This is a genomic window from Curtobacterium sp. VKM Ac-1376 (assembly GCF_015351025.1).
Taxonomy (GTDB): Bacteria; Actinomycetota; Actinomycetes; order Actinomycetales; family Microbacteriaceae; genus Curtobacterium.
Genome location: NZ_JADKRV010000001.1, coordinates 538,880 through 560,177, shown reverse-complemented (window position 1 = coordinate 560,177; position 21,298 = coordinate 538,880). Strand labels below are relative to the sequence as shown.

25 protein-coding genes are annotated in these 21,298 nt (G+C 71.8%); 9 read left to right on the top strand and 16 right to left on the bottom strand.

Annotated elements, in window-relative coordinates; genetic code table 11:
* Window positions 1-74 precede the first annotated feature (74 nt).
* Both ITJ56_RS02725 and ITJ56_RS02720 read left to right on the top strand, forming a co-directional pair.
* The gene (locus ITJ56_RS02725) at window positions 75-1,550 is read left to right on the top strand and encodes an MFS transporter (protein WP_194627339.1); all 1,476 of its coding nucleotides are present in this window, start codon (window positions 75-77) and stop codon (window positions 1,548-1,550) included.
* 180 nt (window positions 1,551-1,730) lie between these two features.
* Window positions 1,731-2,192 carry a phage holin family protein gene (locus ITJ56_RS02720; protein WP_194627337.1) on the top strand — a complete coding sequence of 154 codons (462 nt, stop codon included), beginning with the start codon at window positions 1,731-1,733 and terminating at the stop codon, window positions 2,190-2,192.
* Window positions 2,193-2,202: 10 nt separating this feature from the next.
* Here ITJ56_RS02720 and ITJ56_RS02715 read toward each other — a convergent pair whose 3' ends face one another.
* Window positions 2,203-2,709 (bottom strand): hypothetical protein, encoded by a 507-nt coding sequence (locus ITJ56_RS02715; RefSeq protein ID WP_194627335.1) that lies wholly within the window; start codon window positions 2,707-2,709, stop codon window positions 2,203-2,205.
* Between the two features lie 37 nt (window positions 2,710-2,746).
* Complete coding sequence (locus ITJ56_RS02710) at window positions 2,747-3,136, bottom strand: DUF5997 family protein (protein WP_194627333.1); 390 nt, start codon at window positions 3,134-3,136, stop codon at window positions 2,747-2,749.
* Window positions 3,137-3,169: 33 nt separating this feature from the next.
* Here ITJ56_RS02710 and ITJ56_RS02705 point away from each other — a divergent pair, with 33 nt between their 5' ends.
* A complete protein-coding gene (locus ITJ56_RS02705; protein WP_194627331.1) occupies window positions 3,170-3,970 on the top strand; it encodes a LysR family transcriptional regulator substrate-binding protein in 801 nt (266 codons plus the stop codon).
* Window positions 3,967-4,437 (top strand): GNAT family N-acetyltransferase, encoded by a 471-nt coding sequence (locus tag ITJ56_RS02700; protein ID WP_194627329.1) that lies wholly within the window; start codon window positions 3,967-3,969, stop codon window positions 4,435-4,437. Before ITJ56_RS02705 ends, ITJ56_RS02700 begins: the two co-directional genes overlap by 4 nt.
* Before the next feature lie 163 nt (window positions 4,438-4,600).
* Here the strand turns inward: ITJ56_RS02700 and ITJ56_RS02695 are convergent, their stop codons facing one another.
* The 5 genes from ITJ56_RS02695 to ITJ56_RS02675 all read right to left on the bottom strand — a co-directional run bounded on the left by ITJ56_RS02695 (window position 4,601) and on the right by ITJ56_RS02675 (window position 8,622).
* On the bottom strand, window positions 4,601-5,296 hold the full coding sequence (locus tag ITJ56_RS02695) for a DJ-1/PfpI family protein (protein ID WP_194627327.1): 696 nt from the start codon (window positions 5,294-5,296) through the stop codon (window positions 4,601-4,603).
* 38 nt (window positions 5,297-5,334) lie between these two features.
* Window positions 5,335-5,961 carry a DNA-3-methyladenine glycosylase I gene (locus ITJ56_RS02690; RefSeq protein WP_194627325.1) on the bottom strand — a complete coding sequence of 209 codons (627 nt, stop codon included), beginning with the start codon at window positions 5,959-5,961 and terminating at the stop codon, window positions 5,335-5,337.
* A 37-nt stretch (window positions 5,962-5,998) separates the two neighbouring features.
* Complete coding sequence (locus ITJ56_RS02685) at window positions 5,999-6,406, bottom strand: VOC family protein (RefSeq protein ID WP_228517097.1); 408 nt, start codon at window positions 6,404-6,406, stop codon at window positions 5,999-6,001.
* A 187-nt stretch (window positions 6,407-6,593) separates the two neighbouring features.
* A complete protein-coding gene (locus ITJ56_RS02680) occupies window positions 6,594-6,929 on the bottom strand; it encodes a hypothetical protein (RefSeq protein ID WP_194627321.1) in 336 nt (111 codons plus the stop codon).
* 22 nt (window positions 6,930-6,951) lie between these two features.
* A complete protein-coding gene (locus ITJ56_RS02675; protein ID WP_194627319.1) occupies window positions 6,952-8,622 on the bottom strand; it encodes a sodium:solute symporter family protein in 1,671 nt (556 codons plus the stop codon).
* Window positions 8,623-8,765: 143 nt separating this feature from the next.
* Between ITJ56_RS02675 and aroQ the strand changes: the two genes are divergently transcribed.
* Window positions 8,766-9,209: a type II 3-dehydroquinate dehydratase gene (gene aroQ, locus ITJ56_RS02670; RefSeq protein ID WP_194627317.1), complete on the top strand. Its 444-nt coding sequence runs from the start codon at window positions 8,766-8,768 to the stop codon at window positions 9,207-9,209.
* A gap of 257 nt (window positions 9,210-9,466) precedes the next feature.
* Here the strand turns inward: aroQ and ITJ56_RS02665 are convergent, their stop codons facing one another.
* Window positions 9,467-10,063 carry an NAD(P)H-dependent oxidoreductase gene (locus ITJ56_RS02665; protein WP_194627315.1) on the bottom strand — a complete coding sequence of 199 codons (597 nt, stop codon included), beginning with the start codon at window positions 10,061-10,063 and terminating at the stop codon, window positions 9,467-9,469.
* An 88-nt stretch (window positions 10,064-10,151) separates the two neighbouring features.
* Between ITJ56_RS02665 and ITJ56_RS02660 the strand changes: the two genes are divergently transcribed.
* Complete coding sequence (locus ITJ56_RS02660; RefSeq protein WP_194627313.1) at window positions 10,152-10,619, top strand: MSMEG_6728 family protein; 468 nt, start codon at window positions 10,152-10,154, stop codon at window positions 10,617-10,619.
* Window positions 10,620-10,622: 3 nt separating this feature from the next.
* On the opposite strand, the gene ITJ56_RS02655 is transcribed toward ITJ56_RS02660, so the two are convergent.
* From ITJ56_RS02655 to ITJ56_RS02625, 7 genes are all read right to left on the bottom strand, one after another.
* On the bottom strand, window positions 10,623-10,913 hold the full coding sequence (locus ITJ56_RS02655) for a hypothetical protein (protein WP_194627311.1): 291 nt from the start codon (window positions 10,911-10,913) through the stop codon (window positions 10,623-10,625).
* A gap of 219 nt (window positions 10,914-11,132) precedes the next feature.
* Window positions 11,133-11,399 (bottom strand): hypothetical protein, encoded by a 267-nt coding sequence (locus ITJ56_RS02650; protein WP_194627309.1) that lies wholly within the window; start codon window positions 11,397-11,399, stop codon window positions 11,133-11,135.
* Window positions 11,400-11,479: 80 nt separating this feature from the next.
* The gene (locus tag ITJ56_RS02645) at window positions 11,480-12,622 is read right to left on the bottom strand and encodes a cysteine desulfurase family protein (protein WP_194627307.1); all 1,143 of its coding nucleotides are present in this window, start codon (window positions 12,620-12,622) and stop codon (window positions 11,480-11,482) included.
* 1 nt (window position 12,623) lies between these two features.
* Window positions 12,624-13,529, bottom strand: a complete 906-nt coding sequence (gene nadC / locus ITJ56_RS02640) for a carboxylating nicotinate-nucleotide diphosphorylase (protein ID WP_194627305.1) — start codon at window positions 13,527-13,529, stop codon at window positions 12,624-12,626.
* A complete protein-coding gene (gene nadB, locus ITJ56_RS02635) occupies window positions 13,526-15,181 on the bottom strand; it encodes an L-aspartate oxidase (protein ID WP_194627303.1) in 1,656 nt (551 codons plus the stop codon). The genes nadC and nadB overlap by 4 nt, the downstream gene beginning before the upstream one ends.
* A gap of 32 nt (window positions 15,182-15,213) precedes the next feature.
* Window positions 15,214-16,485: a quinolinate synthase NadA gene (gene nadA, locus ITJ56_RS02630; RefSeq protein WP_194627301.1), complete on the bottom strand. Its 1,272-nt coding sequence runs from the start codon at window positions 16,483-16,485 to the stop codon at window positions 15,214-15,216.
* Between the two features lie 7 nt (window positions 16,486-16,492).
* Window positions 16,493-17,230: an NUDIX hydrolase gene (locus ITJ56_RS02625; protein ID WP_194627299.1), complete on the bottom strand. Its 738-nt coding sequence runs from the start codon at window positions 17,228-17,230 to the stop codon at window positions 16,493-16,495.
* Between the two features lie 133 nt (window positions 17,231-17,363).
* On the opposite strand from ITJ56_RS02625, the gene ITJ56_RS02620 reads away from it, so the two are divergent.
* The 3 genes from ITJ56_RS02620 (at window position 17,364) to ITJ56_RS02610 (ending at window position 20,607) form a co-directional block, all read left to right on the top strand.
* Window positions 17,364-17,645 carry an acylphosphatase gene (locus tag ITJ56_RS02620; protein ID WP_194627297.1) on the top strand — a complete coding sequence of 94 codons (282 nt, stop codon included), beginning with the start codon at window positions 17,364-17,366 and terminating at the stop codon, window positions 17,643-17,645.
* A gap of 153 nt (window positions 17,646-17,798) precedes the next feature.
* Window positions 17,799-19,280, top strand: coding sequence for an MDR family MFS transporter (locus ITJ56_RS02615; RefSeq protein WP_194627295.1), 1,482 nt, complete (start codon window positions 17,799-17,801; stop codon window positions 19,278-19,280).
* A gap of 79 nt (window positions 19,281-19,359) precedes the next feature.
* Complete coding sequence (locus tag ITJ56_RS02610) at window positions 19,360-20,607, top strand: FAD-binding protein (protein ID WP_194627293.1); 1,248 nt, start codon at window positions 19,360-19,362, stop codon at window positions 20,605-20,607.
* A gap of 130 nt (window positions 20,608-20,737) precedes the next feature.
* On the opposite strand, the gene ITJ56_RS02605 is transcribed toward ITJ56_RS02610, so the two are convergent.
* Complete coding sequence (locus ITJ56_RS02605) at window positions 20,738-21,247, bottom strand: 2'-5' RNA ligase family protein (protein ID WP_194627291.1); 510 nt, start codon at window positions 21,245-21,247, stop codon at window positions 20,738-20,740.
* Between the last annotated feature and the right edge of the window lie 51 nt (window positions 21,248-21,298).

The following is a 21,298-nucleotide window of genomic DNA, read 5'->3' as shown; positions in this document are numbered from 1 at the left end:
CGATCCGCGTACGCTCGTCGAGTCAGCAACTGTTTACATCGACAGTGACACCCACTGAGACGACACGGAGCACGATGACCGACACCCTGCAGAGCCCCCGCACGGGCTCGCACCCCACCACCGCCGGACACCGGCCGAACAGCACGGCGATCATCGTCTACCTGTCCCTCGGCGGCCTGTCGTTCGCGGTCCTGCAGTCGCTCGTCGCCCCGGCGCTGTCGACCATCGGGCAGGACCTCGGCGCGTCCACCAGCGCGACGAGCTGGGTGCTCACCGCCTACCTGCTCTCGGCCTCGGTGCTCACGCCGATCCTCGGCCGCCTCGGTGACATGATCGGCAAGCGCAAGGTCCTGATCGTCGTGCTGTCGATCCTGCTCGTCGGTGCCGTGCTCGCGGCCCTCGCGCCGAACCTCGGGGTCCTCATCGTCGGACGCGCACTGCAGGGTGCCGCCGGCGCCGTGATGCCGCTGTCGATCGGCATCGTCCGCGACGAACTCCCGAAGGAGAAGGTCAGCGTCACCATCGGCCTGCTGTCGGCGATCTTCGGCATCGGCGCCGGTGTCGGCATCGTCGCCGCCGGCCCGATCGTCGAGCACCTGTCGTGGCACTGGCTGTTCTGGCTGCCCGCCGTGCTCGTCGTGATCGCGCTGCTCGGGGCGATCTTCGGGATGCCGGAGTCCCCGGTCCGCAAGCCCGGTCGTCTCGACATGGCCGGCACGTTCGTCCTCGCGGTCTCGCTCGTCGCGATCCTGCTCGCCGTCAGCGAGGGGGAGACCTGGGGCTGGGGCGACGCCAAGACCGTCGGACTGCTGGTCCTCGGCGCCGTCGCGCTCGCGGTCTTCGTGCTCGTCGAGCTGCGGGTCGCCGAGCCGCTCATCGACGTCCGGCTCTTCGCGGTCCGCGGCGTCTGGACGGCACACGTCGTCGCCCTGGTCTTCGGGTTCGCGATGTTCGGCACGTTCGTCCTGGTCCCGACGCTCCTGCAGCTCCCGGCAGCGACCGGCTACGGCTTCGGCAAGGACGTCACCCAGGCCGGGCTCTTCCTGCTGCCGACCGTCGTCATGATGGTCATCGCCGGTCCGATCGCGGGCATCCTCGTCCGGAAGATCGGGCCGAAGCCCCCGATGCTGATCGGCGGGTTCGCGATCGTCGCCGCGTTCCTGCTGCCCGCGATCGCCCACGGCGAGCTGTGGCAGGTGGTGGCCTCGGGCGTCCTGACCGGCATCGGCATCGGCATGGCGCTGGCCGCCTGCTCGAACGCCATCATCGAGAGCGTCCCGGCGAACCAGACCGGCGAGGCCATCAGCGCCAACACGGTCGTCCGCACCATCGGCTCGAGCGTCGGCACCGCGGTCATCGCGGCGCTCATCACCTCGCACAGCACGCCGCAGGGGCTGCCGACCGACGACGCGTTCACGATCGGCTTCTGGGCGTGCGCCGGTGTCGCGGTCCTCGCCGTGCTCGCCGCCCTGATCGCGCCGTCGATGCGTGCGCGTCGCGCGGCGGCCGCGGCCCGTGGCATCGACGACCTCGAGGAGATCGCCGGGTAGGGACTGTCGGCCAGACCACCCCGGGAGGCCCGTCCTGCGTCGTCGGCGCGGGGCGGGCCTCCCGGTCGTCACTCCCAGGCTGGGAAGGAACTCAACGCGCCCCGACCGGCGTGAGGATCATCGGGTCCGTCGCGTCCCGCAGGGGGACGCGGACTGCCGCGCCCGCACAGGAGACCCCAGATGAGCACCACCGACCACGACGACCGCACCTCGACCGGCCGACCGTCGTTCCGCGACACCGTGACCGCCGGGCTGGTGCAGAAGGCCCTCGAGCCGGTGCTCCGCGCCGTCCGCGACGAGGTCGCGTCGGCGCGGCGCGAGATCGGCGAACGCGCGAGCAGCGCGAAGACCGGGCTGGTGCTGACGGGCGTCGCCGTCGCCTTCGCGCTGACGACCCTGGTCGCGCTGGCGGCGTTCGTCGTCACGCTGTCGGCGCTGGTGCTGCCGCTCTGGGCCGCCGTCGGCATCACGTTCGGTGTCTTCGCGATCGTGACCGCGGTCCTGTTCGTGCTCGGACTGCGGGGCCTCCGACGGGGCGTGCCCCCGGTGCCCGAGCACACCATCCGCGCAGCGAAGGACCGCGTGGAGCAGGCGGGTGACCGCACCACGCACGGGGGCGAGCGCGCGAGCGAGCGCGACTGACCGCGCCGCGCTACATCGCGAGCGTCATGCCGACGACGGCGACCGTCATCGCGAAGACCTCGCCGCTCCGGACCGCACGCCGGTCCTCCCGCGCCCACTCGGACCGGAGCAGCCAGCCACTGAACGCGCAGTAGCCGATCACACCTGCGCCGAGCACGGCCGACAGGGCGATGCCGTGCCCGCCGTGGCCGCCGGTGACGCCGGTGGCGTGCCCCATCAGCAGCATCCCCGCCATGACCACGGCGGAGAGTGCGCGGTGCACGTCCATCGGTTCGCCACGGCGGCCGTCGGCACGGCGACGGCGCATCACGGGCAGCGGCGCGAGGAGCAGCAGGAGCGTCGCGGCGAACAGCGTCCACACGGCGCCCGCGTCGACCACCGGCATGAGCATCGCGACGAGCATCACGCCGGCCGGCACGATCACGCCGGGTCGCGGCCGGTACCGGTCGCCGACGATGCAGCACACCGATGCGAACTGCGGCACGACGAGCATGGCGTCGGCGACGGTCTCGTGCACGGCGTGTCCTCGGGCGCGTGGGTGGTGCGGGGCTGGGTCAGTCCTCGGCGCGGGCAGCGGCCTTGGCGGCGCGCTCCTGCTTCACGCGGGCGTTCTCGGCGTGCACGGCGGCCTGCGTCGCACGCTCGCGGACGAGCCACTCCGGCTTCTGCTCGAGCAACGTCTTGATCTCCGCGGTGGTCAGCGCGTCGTCGATCCCGGAACGGTTCAGACCCGAGATCGAGATGCCGAGCTTCTGGGCCACGACGGGCCGCGGGTGCGGGCCGTCGCGTCGGAGGTCTTCGAGCCACATCGGGGGTTCGTTCCGGAGCTCGTCGAAGGCGGTGCGCGTGACGGGAGCGTTCCGGAAGGACTCCGGAGCGGCCGTCAGCAAGATGCCGAGCTTCTTCGCGGCCGTCTCGGGCTTCATGGTCTGTTCCTGCGGCATGGTGTCAAGGGTACGGCCCCTATGCTCGTGTGCATGACCGCGGCTCTCACCATCGCCTTCGTGCCGGGGGTCTCCCCCGCAAAGTGGGCCCGTGTCTGGCGGGAACGCTTCCCCTCGATCGAGCTCCGGCTGCGGCCGATCGGCGCCGACGACGTCGACGACACGCTGGCGGGCGAGGCCGACATGGTCTTCGCCCGGATGCCGGTGTCCGAGCAGCACAACGCAATCCCGCTCTGGACCGAGACGGCCGTCGTCGCGATGCCGAAGGACTCCCCGCTCGCCGAGCTGGCCGAAGTCGACCTCGACGATGCCGAGGTGCACGTCGTCGACCCCGGCCCCGTGCCCGCGGACATCGAGGCCGCGCTCGACCTGGTCGAGGCGAACGTCGGCGTCGTCGTGCTCCCCCAGTCGCTGTTCCGCGCCGCCAGCCGCAAGGACCTGGTCGGTCGTCCGCTCATGAACGCTGAGGGCACGCGCATCGCACTGGTCTGGCGGGACGAGGACGCCACCGAGACGACCGAGGAGTTCATCGGCGTCGTGCGGGGGCGCACCGCGAACAGCTCGCGCAGTCAGCCAGACCAGCCGGGAGGCACGGATCGCGACGACGCGGACGCCTCGGGCCCGGCTCGTGGCGGCTCCAAGGCGGGGTCGGGCGCGAAGGGCGGGTCCGGTTCCAAGGGCGGTGCCGGCGGCGCAGGCGGCAAGGCAAAGGCGAAGTCGCCCGGCAGCGGGAAGTCCGGCAGCGGGAAGAAGTCCAACACCGGCAAGGCCCCCACGCCCGGTCGCGGGAAGATGCGCGGCAAGCCGAGCCGGGGTTCCAAGGGCAACCGATGACGGACACGCGGCTGGTCGCGATGCCGGCCGAGCGCCTCCCGGCCTGGCTGGACGCCACGATGGCCGAGTACGTGACGTCGCGGATGCAGGCGGGCGAGACCCGGGAGCAGGCCGAGGCCAACAAGCAGCAGTCGCTCGAGCGGTGGTTCCCCGACGGCGAACCGGCCGACGGGCACCTGGTCTGGGACGTCGTCGACCAGGACGACGGCGTCGTCGGGTACCTGTGGATCGGGCCGTTCGCGCCGGACAGCACCGACTGGTGGGTGTTCGACGTCGAGATGGACCAGGCGCACCGGCGCCGTGGGCACGCCCGACGTGCCCTCGAGCTGGCGCACCGTGCGGCAGCGGAACACGGTGCGACGAGCATCGGCCTGAACGTGTTCGGGTACAACACCGGGGCGCAGGAGCTGTACGCAGCGCTCGGGTACCAGCTGACGTCGGCGCAGATGCGGAAGCCGCTGGCCTGACGCCGGGGTGCGGCGGGGTGCGGCGGGGTGCGGCGCGTCACGACACCCCGCATGCGCGGCCCCGAGCGGTCACGAAGTGTCGGCTGGCCGCGCCCGGAACGACGTTTCGTGACCGTTCGGCGGACACCAGCGGGGATTCCTGACCGCCGTCGGTCCGTCCGCGTCAGCGCAGGACGGCTGCGGCGGCTCGGGTGACGCGTTCGCCGCGTGCTTCCTCCGCTGCCGCACGGGCCCGGGCGACCACGACGGCGTCGGCCCGCTCGGCCGAGCCGCTGTCGAAGGGCGGCTGCGGGTCGTACTCGATCTGCAGCTGGATCGCCTCGGCGGCGGACCGGCCCGCGAGTTCGGCCGCGAGCCACAGCGCCATGTCGATGCCGGCGCTCACCCCGGCGGCCGTGACGACCGCGCCGTCCTCCACGATCCGGGCGTCGACCGGCTGCGCGCCGAAGGCCTCGAGCATCGGTTTCGAGGCCCAGTGCGTCGTGGCCCGCTTGCCCGCGAGCAACCCGGCGGCACCGAGCACGAACGCACCCGTGCACACCGAGGTGACCCACGTCGCCCCTTCGGCCTGGCGACGGACGAAGGCCACGACCGCCGGGTCGAGCATCGCGTCGAAGGCGCCGTCACCGCCGGGCACGACGAGCACGTCGGCGAGCGCGGCTCCGTCGGCACTCGCCTCGGCGATCGTCTCCGTCGGGACGAGCGCCAGGCCGCAGTCGCTCGGGACCGGGTCGAGGGTGGCCGCGACGTACGTCACCCGCGCGCCCGGCACCCTGCTGAGGACCTGCGCCGGACCGGTGAGGTCGAGCTGGGTCAGGTGCGGGAACAGCAGGAACGCGATCCGGATCTCGTCGGCCATGCCGCGACCCTAGCCCCGGGACACGCGGGCCGTGCCGGTCAGCCCCAGACGCCGGAGGTCCCCCGGCGGTGGCTGCCGACCAGGTGGGTGTCGACGATGCCGAGCGCCTCCATCAGGGCGTACATCGTCGTCGGGCCGACGAACGCGAACCCGCGCTTCCGCAACGCCTTCGACAGGGCGAGGGACTCGTCGGACGCCGTGGGCACCTCGGCGTACGAGGACGGCTCGGGCGTCGTGTCCGGGCGGAAGGACCACACGAAGTCGGCGAGTCCGCCGTCGGCACGCAGGGCGATCGTGGCGCTCGCGTTGGTGATGGTGGCCAGGATCTTCGCTCGGTTCCGGACGATCCCCGCGTCGGCCATCAACCGGGCGACGTCGTCTTCGCCGAAGGCCGCCACGGTGTCGGGGTCGAAGTCGGCGAAGGCCCCACGGAACGCCGGCCGCTTCGCCAGGATCGTGCGCCAGGACAACCCGGACTGGAACGCCTCGAGCGAGAGCCGTTCGAACACGCCGCGCTCGTCCCGCACGGGCATGCCCCACTCGGTGTCGTAGTAGTCGCGCAGCAGCTCGTCCGACGACGCCCACACCGGCCGCGCCAGACCGTCGTCACCGGTGACGAGGTCGGGTGAGGAAGCGGGCGCGGTGCCGGCGGGTTCGGTGCTCATGGCACCATCCTGGCGGGCACCCCCGACAGCCCGAGACTCACTCGGCGGGCGGCCCGTCCTCCATCGCCTGCTCGTCCATCCACACGTACTCCCAGCGGTGGCCGTCGGGGTCCGTGAAGCTGCGCTGGTACATGAAGCCGAGGTCCATCTCGGGGCGGTCCTCGGTACCACCGGCGGCGACGGCAGCGTCGACGATGCGGTGGACCTCGTCCTTCGACGGGGCGCTGAGCGAGTTGATGACCTCGATCGTCCCCTCGTCGGCGATCGTCTTGTCGGTGAACTCGGCGAACTTCGGCTTCGTGAGGACCATCAGGTAGACGGTGTCGCTCACCACCACGCACGCGGCGGTGTCGTCGCTGAAAGCCGGGTTGATGGAGTAGCCGAGTGCCTCGTAGAAGGCCTTCGAGCGGTCGAGGTCGGCGACGGGCAGGTTGATGAAGACCATGGTGTCCACGGGTGGTTCCTTTCGTCACGCTCAACCTGGCCCTGGTGCGAGCGCAGCGCAACCGTTTCGTGGGGGAACCAACCGGTACACGGGTCAAGGCGCCGGTTCCGAGGCCGGAAACGACGAAGTCGCTGTCGTGCGACAGCGACTTCGTCGTTCTGGGTCATGCAGGACGGGCCGAACCGGCTCAGGCCAGCTCGCGCCCCTCGCCCGCGGCCCGCTGGTGCGCCTCGGCCTCGGCCTGGCCGATGATGTCCTCGGCGGGCACCGGGTTCAGGCGGTCCCAGAGGAAGAACAGCAGCCCGCCGACGAGCAGCGAGATGCCGACCCACAGGTTGATGTGGATGCCGCCGGTCTTCTCGGGGTCGGTGTCCCAGTGCACGATCCCGACGATGGTCGTGATCACGCCGTAGAGCACGAACAGGCCACCGAGGATGCGGCGGAGGTCGAGGCGGCGGGTGGAGCGGACCAGGGCGGCCTTCTGCTCCTCGGTCATCGCGCCGGGGGTGGTGGTGTCACTCATGAGTGGTGATCTCCTTCGCGGATCAGAGGAACGGGAGGTACAGGACGACGCACAGCACGAGCGCGACGGTGCCGAGCAGCGCGGGCGAGCGGTACCAGGCGGTGTCGGTCGCGACGGAATCGCCGTGCAGGTCGATCTTGCCGACGCCGTAGACCAGCCCGCCGAGCTCCTTCTCGTCCTTCGGCTTCGTCAGCATCGAGACGACGAACCCGACGACCAGCACGGTGACGAACGAGATGATCGCGCCGTACAGGGTCTCGGCGGTCGCCGTCGCGAACAGGTCCGGGTTGACCAAGTACGCGATCCAGGTGATCGTCGGCGTGACGATGCCCAGGACGTAGCCCCAGAGCGCGCCCTGCGTCGTCATGCGCTTCCACAGCAGACCGAGGATGAACACGGCGAACAGCGGCGCGTTGAAGAACGAGAACAGCGTCTGCATGTACGTCATGATGTTGGACGCCTGCGCGGCGATGAACGCGGTGGCGATGCCGATCACGACACCGACGACGGTCACCCAGCGGCCGGTCTTCAGGTAGTGCATGTCCGGCATGTTCGGCCGGATGTAGCGCTGCCAGATGTCGTACGTGAAGACGGTGTTGAACGAGGACACGTTCGCCGCCATACCCGCCATGAAGGAGGCGAGCAGACCGGTCACCGCGATGCCGAGCACACCGGTCGGCAGGTACATCTGGATGAGCTTCGGGATCGCGTCGTTGTACGTGAGCGTCCCGTCGGCGAACTGGTTGCCGACGACGGCCGCGGCGATGAGACCGGGGATCACGACGATGGCGGGGATGAAGAGCTTCGGGATCGCGGCGATGAGCGGGGTGCGGCGGGCCGCGGACATGTTCTTCGCCGAGAACGCGCGCTGCACCTCGGTGAAGTTCGTGGTCCAGTACCCGAAGCCGAGCACGAAGCCCAGGCCGAGCACGATGGCGAGCCAGTTGGCACCGATCGGGTTCGTCACGTCACCGAAGCCGGTGCCGGCCCACGCCTGCAGGTGCTGCACACCCTGGGTCTCGGTGATGGCCTTCGACAGGCCGTCCCAGCCGCCGACACGGTGCAGACCGACGATCGTCAGCGGGATGAGCCCGGCGATGATCACGAAGAACTGCATGACCTCGTTGTAGATGGCGCTGGAGAGGCCGCCGAGCGTGATGTAGACGAGCACGAAGCCGGCGGAGACGATGATCGCCAGCCACTCCGGCCAGCCGAGCATGGCCTCGATGACGATGGCCATCGCGTAGAGGTTGATGCCGGCGATGAGCACGTTCGACACCGCGAACGCGATCGCGTTCACCAGGTGCGGCGCCTTGCCGAAACGGCGCAGCATGAACTCCGGCACGGAGCGGACCTTCGAGCCGTAGTAGAAGGGCATCATCACGAGCCCGAGGAACACCATCGCGGGCACGGCGCCGACGAGGTAGTAGTGCAGGGTCGCCATGCCGATCTGGGCGCCGTTGGCGGCCATGCCGAGGATCTCGGTCGCGCCGAGGTTCGCCGACACGAACGCCAGACCCGTGATCCAGGCCGGCATCGACCGACCGGACAGGAAGAAGTCCATGCTCGTACGGACCTGTTTGCGGGCGGTGAACCCGATCCCGATGACGACCGCGAAGTACACGATGATCATCAGGTAGTCGACCCATCCCAGGTCGAGCCGTATCCCTGTGTTCGCTGCAGCGAGAACCATTCAACATCTCCACGTCAGTGTGTTGCGGTCGACAACTGCGCCGACCCGGACGGAGACGTTACACCGATTTGTGACCGTTCACATAGCCGGCGCATGCATCGTCCGGACCACGCCGTGCTCCCCGCGTTCGCTACGCTCGGCCCATGACCGACGCGCCGCGCATCCTCGTCCTCAACGGCCCGAACCTCGACATCCTGGGGCGCCGCGACCCGGAGCAGTACGGCTCGGTGACGCTCGCCGAGATCGAGGCGATCGTGCACACCGAGGCAGCCGTGCACGGACTCGAGGCGGACTTCCGCCAGACGAACCGCGAGGGCGACCTGGTCGAGTGGCTGCACGAGGCGCTCGACGACTTCGCCGCGGTCGTCATCAACCCCGCCGCGTACGCGCACACCTCGGTCGCGCTGCACGACGCCGTCGAGGCACTGTTCGTCCCCGTCGTCGAGGTGCACCTGTCGAACACGTGGAAGCGCGAACCCTTCCGCCACGTCGACCACGTCGCCACCGCCGCGACGGCGGTCATCGCCGGAGCGGGCGCGGACGGTTACCGCCTGGCGGTCGCGCACGTCGCGTCCCTGCTCGGCTGAGCCACAGCAAGACTGGGCCCACGCCGCCGGTACCAGGCGGACGCGCCAGCGGCCGACTGGCCGTGCCGGTGGGGAGAGGCCCGTGGCGGCGTCGCCACGGGCCTCCCGTCCGCCTGCTGGTCGCGCTGGGTCGCGCCCGTTCCTTCCCATCGCACGCGCGATGCAAGGTGGTTCCGGGCGTACCCGATGAGAAGTTCGGACCAGGGACGCCCGGAAACACCCGGTACGACCGGAAGGGCCAGGCGCGACCGCGCGGGTCAGAAGTCGGCGGGCCGCCGCACGTCGGCGACGCCGGCGGACGCGAAGCCACCGCGGATGAGCGGGACGGCCCGACGCACGGCCTGGTCGATCCGGAGCTCGAGGTCGATGCTGGCGATGTCGTAGCCGCCCTCGCGCTTGGTGAAGTCCCGCTCGTTGCCGAACACCCCGAGCGGCAGGGTCGTCGACTGGAAGAAGCCGAACAACGGACGCATCTGGTGCTCGACGAGCAGCGCGTGCCGGTCGCTGCCGCCGGTCGCGGTCAGGAGCACCGGGGTGTCGACGAGGTCGTACTGCCCGACCCAGTCGAAGAACAGCTTGAACGCGCCCGAGTAGGCGGCGCGGAAGGCCGGACTGCCGACCACCAGCACGTCGGCGGCCTCGACCGTCTCGAGCGCTCGACGGGTCCGCTCGGACATCGCCTCGCGACTCGACGCGGCCCCGAGGTCGGCGAGCAGCGGTCCGATCTCGATCGTCTCGGTGCGGGCACCGTCGATCTCCTCGGCGAGGCGCGCCACGGTGGCCGCGACCAGGGTGGAGGTCCGCGAGGGGTCCGATGGGCTGCCGCTGACGCCGACGACCAGTTCTCCGCTCATGCGGTCGATGCTCACACGGTCCCCGGTGGCGTGGCACGTTCGTGACGGCATGTGTCGGAGGCCAGGCGACCGGCGTACGGTCCGCGTCATGCAGACGTTCCTGCCGTTCGCCGACTTCCGGGCGTCCGCCGAGGTCCTCGACGACCGGCGGCTCGGCAAGCAGCGGGTCGAGACCCTGCAGGTGATGCGCGCACTGACGCTCCCCGACTACGGCTGGCAGCACCACCCGGTCACGGCGATGTGGCGCGGCTACCGCCCGGCGCTGATGGCCTACCAGGAGGCCACGTGCCGGGTCTGGGCGGAGCGCGGGTACGCCGACACGTGTCTCGAGAAGACCCTGCTCGACCTGGGCCGTGTGCCGGAGGACCTGGCGGCGTACGAGCGCGGCGACGTGCCGATCCCACCGTGGAACGACGACGAGGCCCTGCACCGATCGCACCGGTCGAAGCTCGTGCAGAAGGCGCCGGAGCACTACCGGGAGCTGTTCCCCGACGTGCCGGACGACCTGGACTACGTCTGGCCGGGGACCCCCGAACCGGCGACGCACTCGGCCTGAACGTCAGGCCACGGGCAACCAGCGGCCACCCTCGCGGCGGGTGACGACGTCGGAGCGGATCTCGACCAGGTCCCGCAGGCCGTCGACTGTGGCGTCCCGGACAGCCGCGGCGGCGCGGTCGTCCTCGGCCTCGAACCGAACGACGGCGCAGGGCACACCGCGGAGCAACCGGACGTCCTCGGCCTCCACCACCGCGTGCTCTCGCACCAGACGGGCGGCAGTGGGCAGGACGGCGTCGGGTGCCGTGCCGGGAGCGAGCGCCCCCACTGCCAGGGTCACGCGGTACGAGGGCATGCCGCGACGCTACCGGGGAACCGGAACCCGCCGTGGGCTGCAGGGGAACCGACGCCGCTCAGGGGTGCGGACGTCGAGACCCACGGCGGGATCGCGGTGTGCGGCGGGACACGACGACAGGGGGAACGTCGCGCCCCGCGCCGGACGTCGATCAGGGAATCGGCATCCGGTCTGGGTCCACCGCGCGGCTCGGGTCGGCAAGCCGCGCGGTGGTGGACCTCAAGGGTGTTCGGTGTCCTCTCGGTACCGGTCCGTCTCGGTCGGTGTGGGCATCGACCGAGGTGTTGCGGCAGGGCGGACCATCGGGAGCAGGGCACTCCCGGTGGTCGCGAGCGCGCCGACCACGGCGATGAGCCCGAGCGGGGCCGTGCCGAGGTCGTGCTGCGCTGCCAGGGCGAGCGCGACGAGGGTCGCCGGGGCGGGCAGGAGCTGCACCGCGCGGAAGCGGTCGTCCCGTCGCGTCCGGGTCGCCATCACGTTTGCCATGTGGAACACTCTGGCGCAGATCACCGGTCCGCAGAAGGGGGGACACGTACCCAGAGATGGAGTAGAACGTCTAGTACACCTCAGCCGAGGGCGCGAACCGTCGCGACCGACTCCGCCACGGCTCCGACCACGACCGGGACGTCCGCCACGGCCAGTGTTCCGTCGAACGTCAGGCGGAGCGCGGTCCGGGCGACCTCGTCCGGGACCCCGAGCGCCGTGAGCACGTGTGACGCCTCGGCGCTGCCCGCCGCGCAGGCGCTGCCGGACGACGACACGACGTCGCGCTGCTCGAGTTCGAGCAGCACGGTCTCGCCGTTCACCCCCGGGAAGCAGAACGACGCGTGCCCGGGCAGCCGGTGCTCCCGCGACCCGGTGACGAACGCGCCGGGTACGGCGACGAGCACCCCGTCGAGCACGGCGTCACGCACCGCGGTCGCGACGTGCGACGACGACGAGATCGACGACGGGGCTGTGAGCCTGAGAGCGGTGGCGACCGCCACTGCCCCGGCGACGTCCTCGGTGCCGGAGCGTCGACCGCGCTCCTGTCCCCCACCGTGCAGCAGCGGCTCGAGGCGCACCCCGGAACGGACCGCGAGCACGCCGGTGCCCTTCGGAGCTCCGAGCTTGTGCCCGGACAACGACAGCGCGTCGACCCCGAGCACGTCGAGGCCGATCGGCAGCCACGGCGCGGACTGCACGGCGTCGGTGTGGAACCGGGCGCCGACCCCGTGGGCCACCTCGGCGAGCGCCGGGATGTCCTGCACGGTGCCGATCTCGTTGTCGGCGTGCGCGATCGACACGAGGGTGGTGTCCGGCCGGAGCGCGGCGCACAGCACCTGCGGGTCCACCCGCCCGTCCGGAGCGACCGGCAGCACGGTGACGTCGAAGTCGTGGAACCGGGCGAGGTACGCGCAGCTCTCGAGCACGGCCTCGTGCTCGATGGCGCTCGTGACGACGTGTCGGCCCCGGGGCTCGGCGAGGGCGATCCCCTTGACCGCGGTGTTCGCCCCCTCGGTTCCGCCCGTGGTGAAGACGACCTCGGCGGGTCGGCAGCCGAGCACCTGCGCGGCGGCAGCCCGTGCGCCGGAGAGCCCGCGTGCGGCTTCGTCGCCGACCCCGTGGGTCGACGAGGGGTTGCCGAAGACCCCGGTCAGGTACGGCCACATCGCTTCGAGCACCTCGCGGCGGACCGGGGTGGTGGCGGCCCGGTCGAGGTAGAACACGTCAGTCCCCCGCGGGGACCGTGACGTGCTCGACCGGTGCCGCGACGTCGATGTCCAGTCCGAGGTCGAGGGCCCGTGCGGAGTGGGTCAGCGCTCCGACCGAGATGACGTCGACACCGGCCGCCGCGATCGCCGCGACGGTGTCCAGCGACACCCCGCCCGACGCCTCGACGAGGGCCCGGCCGGCGACGATCCCGACACCGGCCGTGAGTTCGGACGGCGTGAAGTTGTCGAGCATGATCGTGTCGACCCCGGCCGCGACGACGGGTTCGATCTGGTCGAGCCGGTCGACCTCCACCTCGACGTGGACGGTGTGCCCGAGCCGCTGCCGGGCGGCGGCGACCGCGTCCCCGATGCCGATCCCGCCGGCCAGGAGCACCGCCAGGTGGTTGTCCTTGGCGAGCACGGCGTCGGACAACGAGGTGCGGTGGTTGTGCCCGCCGCCGCAGCGCACCGCGTACCGCTCGAGGGCTCGGAGGCCCGGCGTCGTCTTCCGGGTGTCGACGATCCGCGCGGACGTGCCCGCGGTCGCGGCGACGTGGGCCGCGGTGGTCGTCGCGATGCCGGACATGCGCTGTACGAGGTTGAGGGCGACCCGTTCGGCCCGGAGGACCGCCCGTGCCGGTCCGGTGACGGTCGCGATGACGTCCCCGGCCGCGAAGGGCGTGCCGTCGGCGACGTGCAGGACGGCGTCGATCGATGGGTCGACGGCGTGCATCACGGCGGCGAAGACCCCACCGCCGCTCAGCACGCCGGGCTCCCGGGCTCCGAGGGTGGCGGCTGCGGTGGCCGCGGCGGGGATGAGCGCCTCGCTGGTGACGTCCCCCCACGGCGCGTCCTCCTCGAGCGCGGTGTCGATCACGCGGCGCAGGGCGTGCGGCGGGATGGAGCCGGGGTCGATGGTCATGCGGGTACCTCCTGCGGAACGACGGTGGAGCCGTCGGCGTGTGCGCTGTCGTGTGGGTCGGGGCGTTCGGCGACCCAGGCGTAGGAGGCCGGGGCGGCGGGGTCGGTGTCGGGGTGGTCGGTGCGGGCGTGCGCCCCCCGGGACTCCGTGCGGGCCTCGGCGGCGAGCGCCACGAGTCGGGCCAGGTCGAGCAGTGCACGGTCCTCGTGCTCACGCACGCCACCGGTGGTCGGCGCGGTGAGCGCGTCGAGCTCGCGGCGCGCGCTCGCCAGCCCGTCGGCGTCACGGAGCAGCCCGACGCGGTCCGTCATGACGGACTGGACCGCGTGGCGGACGTCCGCGGTCGGGTCACGGTGATCCGCGCCTCCCGTCAGCCCTTCTCGGGAGGCCCGGATCGCGTCCGCCGCCCGGGGCACGCTCGTGATGTGGAGACCGGCGTCACCGCGCAGGCGGAGCAGGCCGGGTCGCGGCGCGGCGACCGCGTCCGCGGCGCGGACCGCGAAGACGAGTCCCTCGAGCAGCGAGTTGGAGGCGAGGCGGTTGGCCCCGTGGACGCCGGTGCACGCGGCCTCGCCGACGGCGAGGAGTCCGGGCAGGCTCGTCCGTCCCTCGGCGTCGGTGGCGATGCCGCCCATCGAGTAGTGCGCGGCGGGTGCGACCGGGACGCCTTCGCGGGTCCAGTCGAAGCCGGCGTCGCGCGTGGCCCGGGTGAGTCCGGGGAACCGGCTGACCAGGAAGCCGGCGTCGAGTCCGGTGGTGTCGAGGAGCACGGGGGCACCGCCCTGGTCGCGCATCGCGGCGGCGATCCCCCGGGCGACGACGTCGCGCGGGGCGAGCTCGGCGTCCGGGTGCACGCTCGTCATGAACCGTCGGCCGGTGGCATCCCGGAGGACCGCGCCCTCACCGCGGACGGCCTCGGACACCAGTCCGCCGCCGGGCACGGCGAGCCGGGTCGGGTGGAACTGGACGAACTCCAGGTCGGCCAGGACGGCACCGGCGCGCCAGGCGGCGGCGACCCCGTCACCGGTCGCGACCAGGGGGTTGGTGGTCTCGCGGTACAGGTGCCCCGCTCCCCCGGAGGCGATGACGACGGCGTCGGCGGCGATCCGCCGGGGTTCGCCGAGCAGGTCGAGCACGTCGATCCCGACCACGCCGCCGTCGCGGACGACGAGGTCGGTCAGGCTGGTGCGCTCGAGGATCGTGACGTGCCGGCGGTGCAGCGCGTCGATCAGGGTGCGCTCGATGGCGGTCCCCGTCGCGTCGCCGTCGGCGTGCACGACGCGCCAGCGACCGTGTGCGGCCTCGCGGCCGCGGGCGAGGTCGTCGCCGTACCGGTCGAGGCCGGCGGGGTCGGTCGACCGGTCGAAGGGCACGCCGAGGGCGAGGAGGTCGCGGACCCGTGCCGGGCCGTCGGTGCAGAGGACCTCGACGGCACGGGCATCGGCGCTGCCCGCGGCCGCGACGTGCGTGTCCGCCTGGTGCAGCGCCGTCGAGTCGTCGGCGCCGAGCGCCACCGCGATGCCGCCCTGGGCGTACGCGGTGGCGCTGTCGGCGAGCGCCCCCTTCGTCACGAGCGTGACGTCGTGGGCGGTGCTGGCGCGGATCGCTGCGGTCAGCCCGGCGATGCCCGAGCCGACGATGACGACGTGCACGGTGGTCTCCCCTGGTCGTTCTGGCTCGCGGGTCAGGCTCGGGGCTTCGCCGCGAGCATGCGCTCGAGCGCGATCTTGGCGTCGGCCTGGACGACGGCGGGGACGACGATCTCGTTGAGGACCTCGCCGCGGACCAGTGCTTCGAGCACCCAGGCGAGGTAGCCGGGGTGGATTCGGTACATCGTCGAGCACGGGCACACCACGGGGTCGAGGCAGAAGATCGTGTGCTGCGGGTACTCGGCCGCGAGCCGGTTCACCATGTTGATCTCGGTGCCGATCGCGAACGTGGTGGGCTCGGTGGCCGCGGCGACGGTCTTCCGGATCAGGTCGGTGCTGCCGGCGTGGTCCGCGGCGTCGACGACGGCCATCGGGCACTCGGGGTGCACGATGACCTGGACCCCCGGGTGCTCCCGTCGCGCCTGGTCGATCTGGTCGACGGTGAAGCGTCGGTGCACCGAGCAGAAGCCGTGCCAGAGGACGACCTTCGCCTCGAGCAGGTCGGCGGCGGTGTTGCCGCCGCCGGGCAGCCGCGGGTTCCACATCGGCATCAGGTCGGTGCTGATGCCCATGGCCTTCGCAGTGTTGCGCCCGAGGTGCTGGTCGGGGAAGAACAGCACGCGCTGCCCGCGCTCGAACGCCCACTCCAGCACGGTGGCGGCGTTCGACGACGTGCAGACGATGCCGCCGTTCCGCCCGCAGAAGGCCTTGAGGTCGGCGGCGGAGTTCATGTAGGTCACGGGGATGACGGGCACTCGGCCGTCGGCGTCCGGCTCGGTCCCGTAGACGGCGGCCAGTTCGGCCCACGCGGCCTCGACGCTGTCGATGTCGGCCATGTCCGCCATCGAGCAGCCGGCGGCCAGGTTCGGCAGGATCACGCGCTGGTCGTCGCGCGCCAGGATGTCGGCGGTCTCGGCCATGAAGTGCACGCCGCAGAACACGATCGCCTCGGCGTCGGGCTTGGTCAGGGCGGCGTTGGCGAGCTGGAACGAGTCGCCGAGGAAGTCCGCGTGCCGGACGACCTCGTCGCGCTGGTAGAAGTGCCCGAGCACCACGACGCGGTCGCCGAGGGTGGCCTTCGCCCGTTCGATGCGGTCGTGCAGCTCGTCGGTCGGCGTCGTCTTGTACTCGTCGGGCAGGACACCCTGGCGCGGGGCACTCGTCGGGATGACGTCGGACATCGACGAGCCGGGGCCGTACCCGGGGCGGGAGTCGAAGTCCCACGTCGGCATGGCGAGATCGGGCGTGCAGGTGCTGCCGCCCGCCTTGCCGTTGGAGATGAGTTCGATGGTCGTGGCGATGGACACGGGTCCCCTATCGGTTCCGCTGCTGGCGCTGCTGCTGGCGCTGGTGCTGGCGCTGGTGCTGGTCGGCCCCGGCGCGCAGCGGGCCGTTGTCCGCGTAGGCGAGGTCGGGGTTCGAGCGGTACAGCCGGGCCGGTCGGTGCCGGTCCCCGCTCGTGGTCTCGTCGGTCGGCAGGACCGCGTCGGTCTTCTCGACCTGCCGTCGGAAGTTCGCGGGGTCGAGCGCCCGGCCGAGCACCGCCTCGTACACGCCACGGAGTTCGGCGAGGGTGAACCGGTCATCGAGGAACGCCTGGGCGATCCGTGAGTAGGACACCTTGTTGCGCAGCCGCCACAGGGCGTACTCGACGATGCGGTCGTGGTCGAAGGCGAGCGGTGGGTGCTCGTCGGCCAGGAACCACCGGACGTTCCAGTCGTCGGGGACGACGTTCGCCTCGTCCGGGTGCACGAGCGCCCAGTACACGATCGACACGACGCGGCTCGGCGAGCGGCCGACGTCGCCGAACGCGTACAGCTGCTCGAGGTACCGCGGTTGCACGTTCGTCGTCTCACGGAGTCGGGCGGCCGCCGAGTCCTCGAGCCCCTCGTCCACGCCGACCCAGCCACCGGGCAGCGCCCACGACCCCTCGAACGGCTCCGCGACGCGACGGACGAGCGGCATCCACAGCGCCGGAGCCCCGGTGTCGGGGTGCGGGCGCAGGGCGACGATCACGGTGGAGACCGCGACGCGGATGCCTGCTTCGTCCATGGGAAAGATAGTGTCAATCTGACTCGAAGTGTTCGGGTTGCAATGACACTATCACCGACCGTGCTCGCCACCGTCACGAGATCGTCACAGGACCGAAAAGTGCCGACAGCTGCCTGCGGATACCGTGAACGGCATGACGACGGTGACGAGGGTGCATGCCGTGGTGTCGGGGACGGTCCAGGGGGTCGGCTTCCGCTACTGGACCGCTCGGAAGGCCGACGGGCTCGACCTCGTCGGGTACGCCAGGAACCTGTTCGACGGCACCGTCGAGGTCGAGGCCGAGGGACCGTCGGTGGCGGTCGACTCGCTGGTGGAGTGCCTCCGCACCGGGCCGCCCTCTGCGACGGTGACCGACGTCACGCTGCGCACGGTCGTGCCCCACGGGGACGCCGACGGGTTCGCCATCCTGCACTGAGCGGGTTCGCGGCAGGACGGATCGCGCGGCACCGGTCCTCCGTCCGCGGATGTCGGAGCGAACCGGAATAATCGCATCCACTCAGGCGGTTGGCCTGTGTGCGCGTCCTGCGCCACACCCGTTCCACCAGTCGTGACCCACCAGGAGCCCCGCATGACCCAGGCCGTCGATTCCGCACCCCGAACGGGAAGCGTCTCGCAGCCGTCCCCTGCCGAGAGCCGACTCGTGATCGGGCTGCTGCTCGTCTCCGCGTTCGTCGTCATCCTCAACGAGACGATCATGGGCGTTGCGCTGCCCCGGCTCATGGACGACCTCGACATCAGCGCGGCGACCGGCCAGTGGCTCACGACGGGCTTCCTGCTGACCATGGCGGTCGTCATCCCGATCACCGGGTTCCTGCTGCAGCGGTTCAACACCCGCCCGGTCTTCGCCTGGGCGATGGGGCTGTTCTCCCTCGGCACGCTGATCGCGCTGCTCGCGCCCGGGTTCACCCTGCTGCTCGTCGGCCGCATCGTGCAGGCCAGCGGCACCGCGATCATGATGCCGCTGCTCATGACGACGGTCCTGACCCTGGTCGACCCGGCGCACCGCGGCCGGGTGATGGGCAACATCTCGATCGTCATCTCGGTCGCCCCGGCGATCGGCCCGACCATCTCCGGCCTCATCCTCAACGCGTTCTCGTGGCGCTGGCTGTTCGGCTTCGTCCTGCCGATCGCGATCGCCGCACTCATCCTCGGCATGGTCAAGGTGCAGAACGTCTCCACGCCGCGGAAGGCACCGATCGACGTGCTCTCGGTCGTGCTGTCCGCCTTCGCGTTCGGCGGCATCGTCTACGGGCTGTCGAGCATCGGTGAAGCCGCCACGACCGGTCTGGCCGTCCCGGTGGGCGCGCTCGTCGTCGGCGCCGTCGCCCTCGCGGTGTTCATCGTCCGGCAGACCCGGCTCCAGCGCACGGACAGCGCCCTGCTCGACCTCCGCACCTTCCGCACGCGCGGCTTCACGGTGCCGATCGTCGCGATGGGCCTGAGCTTCATGGCCATGTTCGGCACGCTGATCCTGCTGCCGATCTACCTCGAGCGCGTCCTCGGGCTCGAGGTGCTGCAGGTGGGGCTGCTCCTGCTCCCCGGCGGGCTCCTGATGGGCCTCCTCTCCCCGATCGTCGGTCGCATCTACGACCGTCGTGGTCCCCGCGTGCTGCTCATCCCCGGATCGATCATCGTCAGCGCCGTGCTCTGGGCGCTCTCCACGGTCGACGTGGACACGAGCGTCTGGTTCGTGCTCGGCGCCCACGTCCTGCTCAGCGTCGGCCTGGCCCTGACCTTCACGCCGCTGTTCACCGCGGCGCTCGGCGGGCTGCCCCCGAAGCTGTACTCGCACGGCAGCGCGGTGCTCGGCACGGCGCAGCAGCTCGCCGGTGCCGCCGGTACGGCACTGTTCGTCACGCTGCTGACCATCGGCGCGGCGACCGCTGTCGAGGGCTCCGGAGCCGAGGGACTCGCCGTCGCCACCGCCTCGGGTGTCGGGACCGCCTTCCTGGTCGGCGCGGTCATCTCGCTGTTCGGCATCCTGGCCTCGGTGTTCGTCCGTCGTCCGGATCTGCCCGAGGGTGCGCCGACGCCGCCGCCCGTGCACTGACGCAGGCACGACGCAGGCACGACGCCGAACACCGCCGCGTCACGCACGGGCCGCGGCCCCGCGTGGCAGGGTGGGCGGCATGCGGTCGACGGTGCGCGAGCTGAACTGGTCCGGCACGGTCACCTACACCGCCGAACAGGTCCTGCGACCGTCGTCGCTCGACGAGGCAGCCGCGATCGTGGCCCGGTCGCCCCGGGTCCACGGCCTCGGCACCCGCCACTCCTTCAACGACGTCGCGGACACCCCGGGGGTGCTGCTCGACCTGACCGGGATCCCCACCGACCTGGTCGTCGACGCGGACCGGCGGACGGCGACGCTCGGTGCCGGCACCCGGTACGGCGACGTTGCCCCGGACCTCGACCGTGCCGGGTTCGCCCTGCACAACACGGGATCCCTGCCGCACATCTCCGTGGGCGGCGCGGTCGCCACCGGTACCCACGGCTCCGGAACCACGCTCGGCTCGCTGAGCACCGCGGTCCGGTCGTTCCGGGTGCTCGGGCCCGACGGCTCCGAGCGGACGATCGACCGCTCGGACCCGGACTTCGACGGAGCCGTCCTGCACCTCGGGCTGCTCGGGATCGTCACGCGGGTCACCCTCGACGTCGAACCCGCCTACCGGATGCGCCAGGACGTCTACGGTCCGATCCCGTGGGACACCTTCACCGAGCACGTGGCCGAGGTGCACGCCGCCGGGACCTCGGTGTGTTCGTACACGGTCTTCGGCGACGAGATCAGCGAGGTCCTGCTGAAGTCCCGCGTGCCCGACGGCGACGACGACGTCCCCGTGCCGGGCGAGCTGCTCGGCGCTCCCCGGTCGCCCGGCGCCCCCGGTGACGCAAGCCGCACCGCCCGCGACGGATCGGTGGGGCCGTGGTGGGACCGCCTGCCGCACTTCCCCATCGGGTCCGTCCCGAGCCACGGGTCCGAGGTGCAGAGCGAGCACTTCGTCCCGCTCCGGCACGCGGGGGCCGCACTCGACGCGCTCCGGGGCCTGGCCGACCGGATCCAGCCCCACCTGCACGTCTGCGAACTCCGGACCATGGCCGCGGACGGGTTCTGGCTCAGCCCGGCCCAGGGCGAGGACGTGCTCTGCATCGCGTTCACCTGGAAGAAGCACCCCGCCGAGGTGGCTGCAGTCCTGCCCGACCTCGAGAGCCGGCTGGCACCGTTCGGCGGTCGACCGCACTGGGGCAAGATGAGCTCGGTCGACGCCGCCGCGATCGCCGGACTGTACCCGCGCGTGGCGGACTTCCGCGACCTCGTCGCCCGGGCCGACCCGGACCGGACGTTCGCATCCGCCTTCGGCGAGCGGGTGCTCGGGACCTGACCCGGGCCTCCCGGCCGTGCCCCGCCCGCCGGAACCAGGTTCCGGACACGGAACCACGGGATCGCGCGGTGCTGTGTCCGGAAGCTGGTTCCGGATGCGGCAACCCGCCCGACGCGACCCCGCCCAGCGGTCAGACGGACGCGAACGCGAGCGGGGTGATGGTCCGCGTCTCGCCGTCCCAGTGCCGCACGCCGCCGACGTCCAGCGTCTCCGGCAGGGGCACCGACCGCAGCGCGGCGACGGCGCGTGGAAGGTCCTCGTCGCGCACCCGACGGGCGAGCGTGAGGTGCGGCGACCACCGCCCGGGCAGCGAGGTGTCGACGCCACCGGGAGCGACGGCGTGCACCTCGTGGTGGAAGGTCGTGAGCGCGTCGTCGAGCACGACCGCGCGCACGAGCACGGACCGTCCGGCACCCGCGGGGAAGAGCAGGAGCCCGCCGAGCCGGATCACCGTCGGGACGGACGTGCGGAACGCGGACGGCACCGGCAGCGACTCCCCAGCAGCGAGGGTGACGTGCGGGGCGTTCGACGGCGACGGGTGCCGCCCCAGGCTGGGCAGATCCCCGTCGACGAGCGCCTGCCACGCCGACCGCACGGCGGCGTCCGACTCCGGGCCGAGGACGAGTTCGATGCTGCGCACGGTCCGAGTCAACCAACCGTGACCCCGGTGTAACACAGCGGAACGGAACTC

Coding starts and splice junctions, on each gene's coding strand:
- ITJ56_RS02720 (WP_194627337.1), top strand. CDS start 1,731: ATGAGCACCACCGACCACGACGACCGCACCTCGACCGGCCGACCGTCG.
- ITJ56_RS02610 (WP_194627293.1), top strand. CDS start 19,360: ATGCGGTCGACGGTGCGCGAGCTGAACTGGTCCGGCACGGTCACCTAC.
- ITJ56_RS02620 (WP_194627297.1), top strand. CDS start 17,364: ATGACGACGGTGACGAGGGTGCATGCCGTGGTGTCGGGGACGGTCCAG.
- ITJ56_RS02695 (WP_194627327.1), bottom strand. CDS start 5,296: ATGGCCGACGAGATCCGGATCGCGTTCCTGCTGTTCCCGCACCTGACC.
- ITJ56_RS02680 (WP_194627321.1), bottom strand. CDS start 6,929: ATGAGTGACACCACCACCCCCGGCGCGATGACCGAGGAGCAGAAGGCC.
- ITJ56_RS02625 (WP_194627299.1), bottom strand. CDS start 17,230: ATGGACGAAGCAGGCATCCGCGTCGCGGTCTCCACCGTGATCGTCGCC.
- ITJ56_RS02690 (WP_194627325.1), bottom strand. CDS start 5,961: ATGAGCACCGAACCCGCCGGCACCGCGCCCGCTTCCTCACCCGACCTC.
- ITJ56_RS02675 (WP_194627319.1), bottom strand. CDS start 8,622: ATGGTTCTCGCTGCAGCGAACACAGGGATACGGCTCGACCTGGGATGG.
- ITJ56_RS02700 (WP_194627329.1), top strand. CDS start 3,967: ATGACGGACACGCGGCTGGTCGCGATGCCGGCCGAGCGCCTCCCGGCC.
- ITJ56_RS02710 (WP_194627333.1), bottom strand. CDS start 3,136: ATGCCGCAGGAACAGACCATGAAGCCCGAGACGGCCGCGAAGAAGCTC.
- ITJ56_RS02655 (WP_194627311.1), bottom strand. CDS start 10,913: ATGCCCTCGTACCGCGTGACCCTGGCAGTGGGGGCGCTCGCTCCCGGC.
- ITJ56_RS02665 (WP_194627315.1), bottom strand. CDS start 10,063: ATGAGCGGAGAACTGGTCGTCGGCGTCAGCGGCAGCCCATCGGACCCC.
- ITJ56_RS02660 (WP_194627313.1), top strand. CDS start 10,152: ATGCAGACGTTCCTGCCGTTCGCCGACTTCCGGGCGTCCGCCGAGGTC.
- ITJ56_RS02725 (WP_194627339.1), top strand. CDS start 75: ATGACCGACACCCTGCAGAGCCCCCGCACGGGCTCGCACCCCACCACC.
- ITJ56_RS02615 (WP_194627295.1), top strand. CDS start 17,799: ATGACCCAGGCCGTCGATTCCGCACCCCGAACGGGAAGCGTCTCGCAG.
- ITJ56_RS02685 (WP_228517097.1), bottom strand. CDS start 6,406: ATGGTCTTCATCAACCTGCCCGTCGCCGACCTCGACCGCTCGAAGGCC.
- nadC (WP_194627305.1), bottom strand. CDS start 13,529: ATGACCATCGACCCCGGCTCCATCCCGCCGCACGCCCTGCGCCGCGTG.
- ITJ56_RS02650 (WP_194627309.1), bottom strand. CDS start 11,399: ATGGCAAACGTGATGGCGACCCGGACGCGACGGGACGACCGCTTCCGC.
- ITJ56_RS02705 (WP_194627331.1), top strand. CDS start 3,170: ATGACCGCGGCTCTCACCATCGCCTTCGTGCCGGGGGTCTCCCCCGCA.
- aroQ (WP_194627317.1), top strand. CDS start 8,766: ATGACCGACGCGCCGCGCATCCTCGTCCTCAACGGCCCGAACCTCGAC.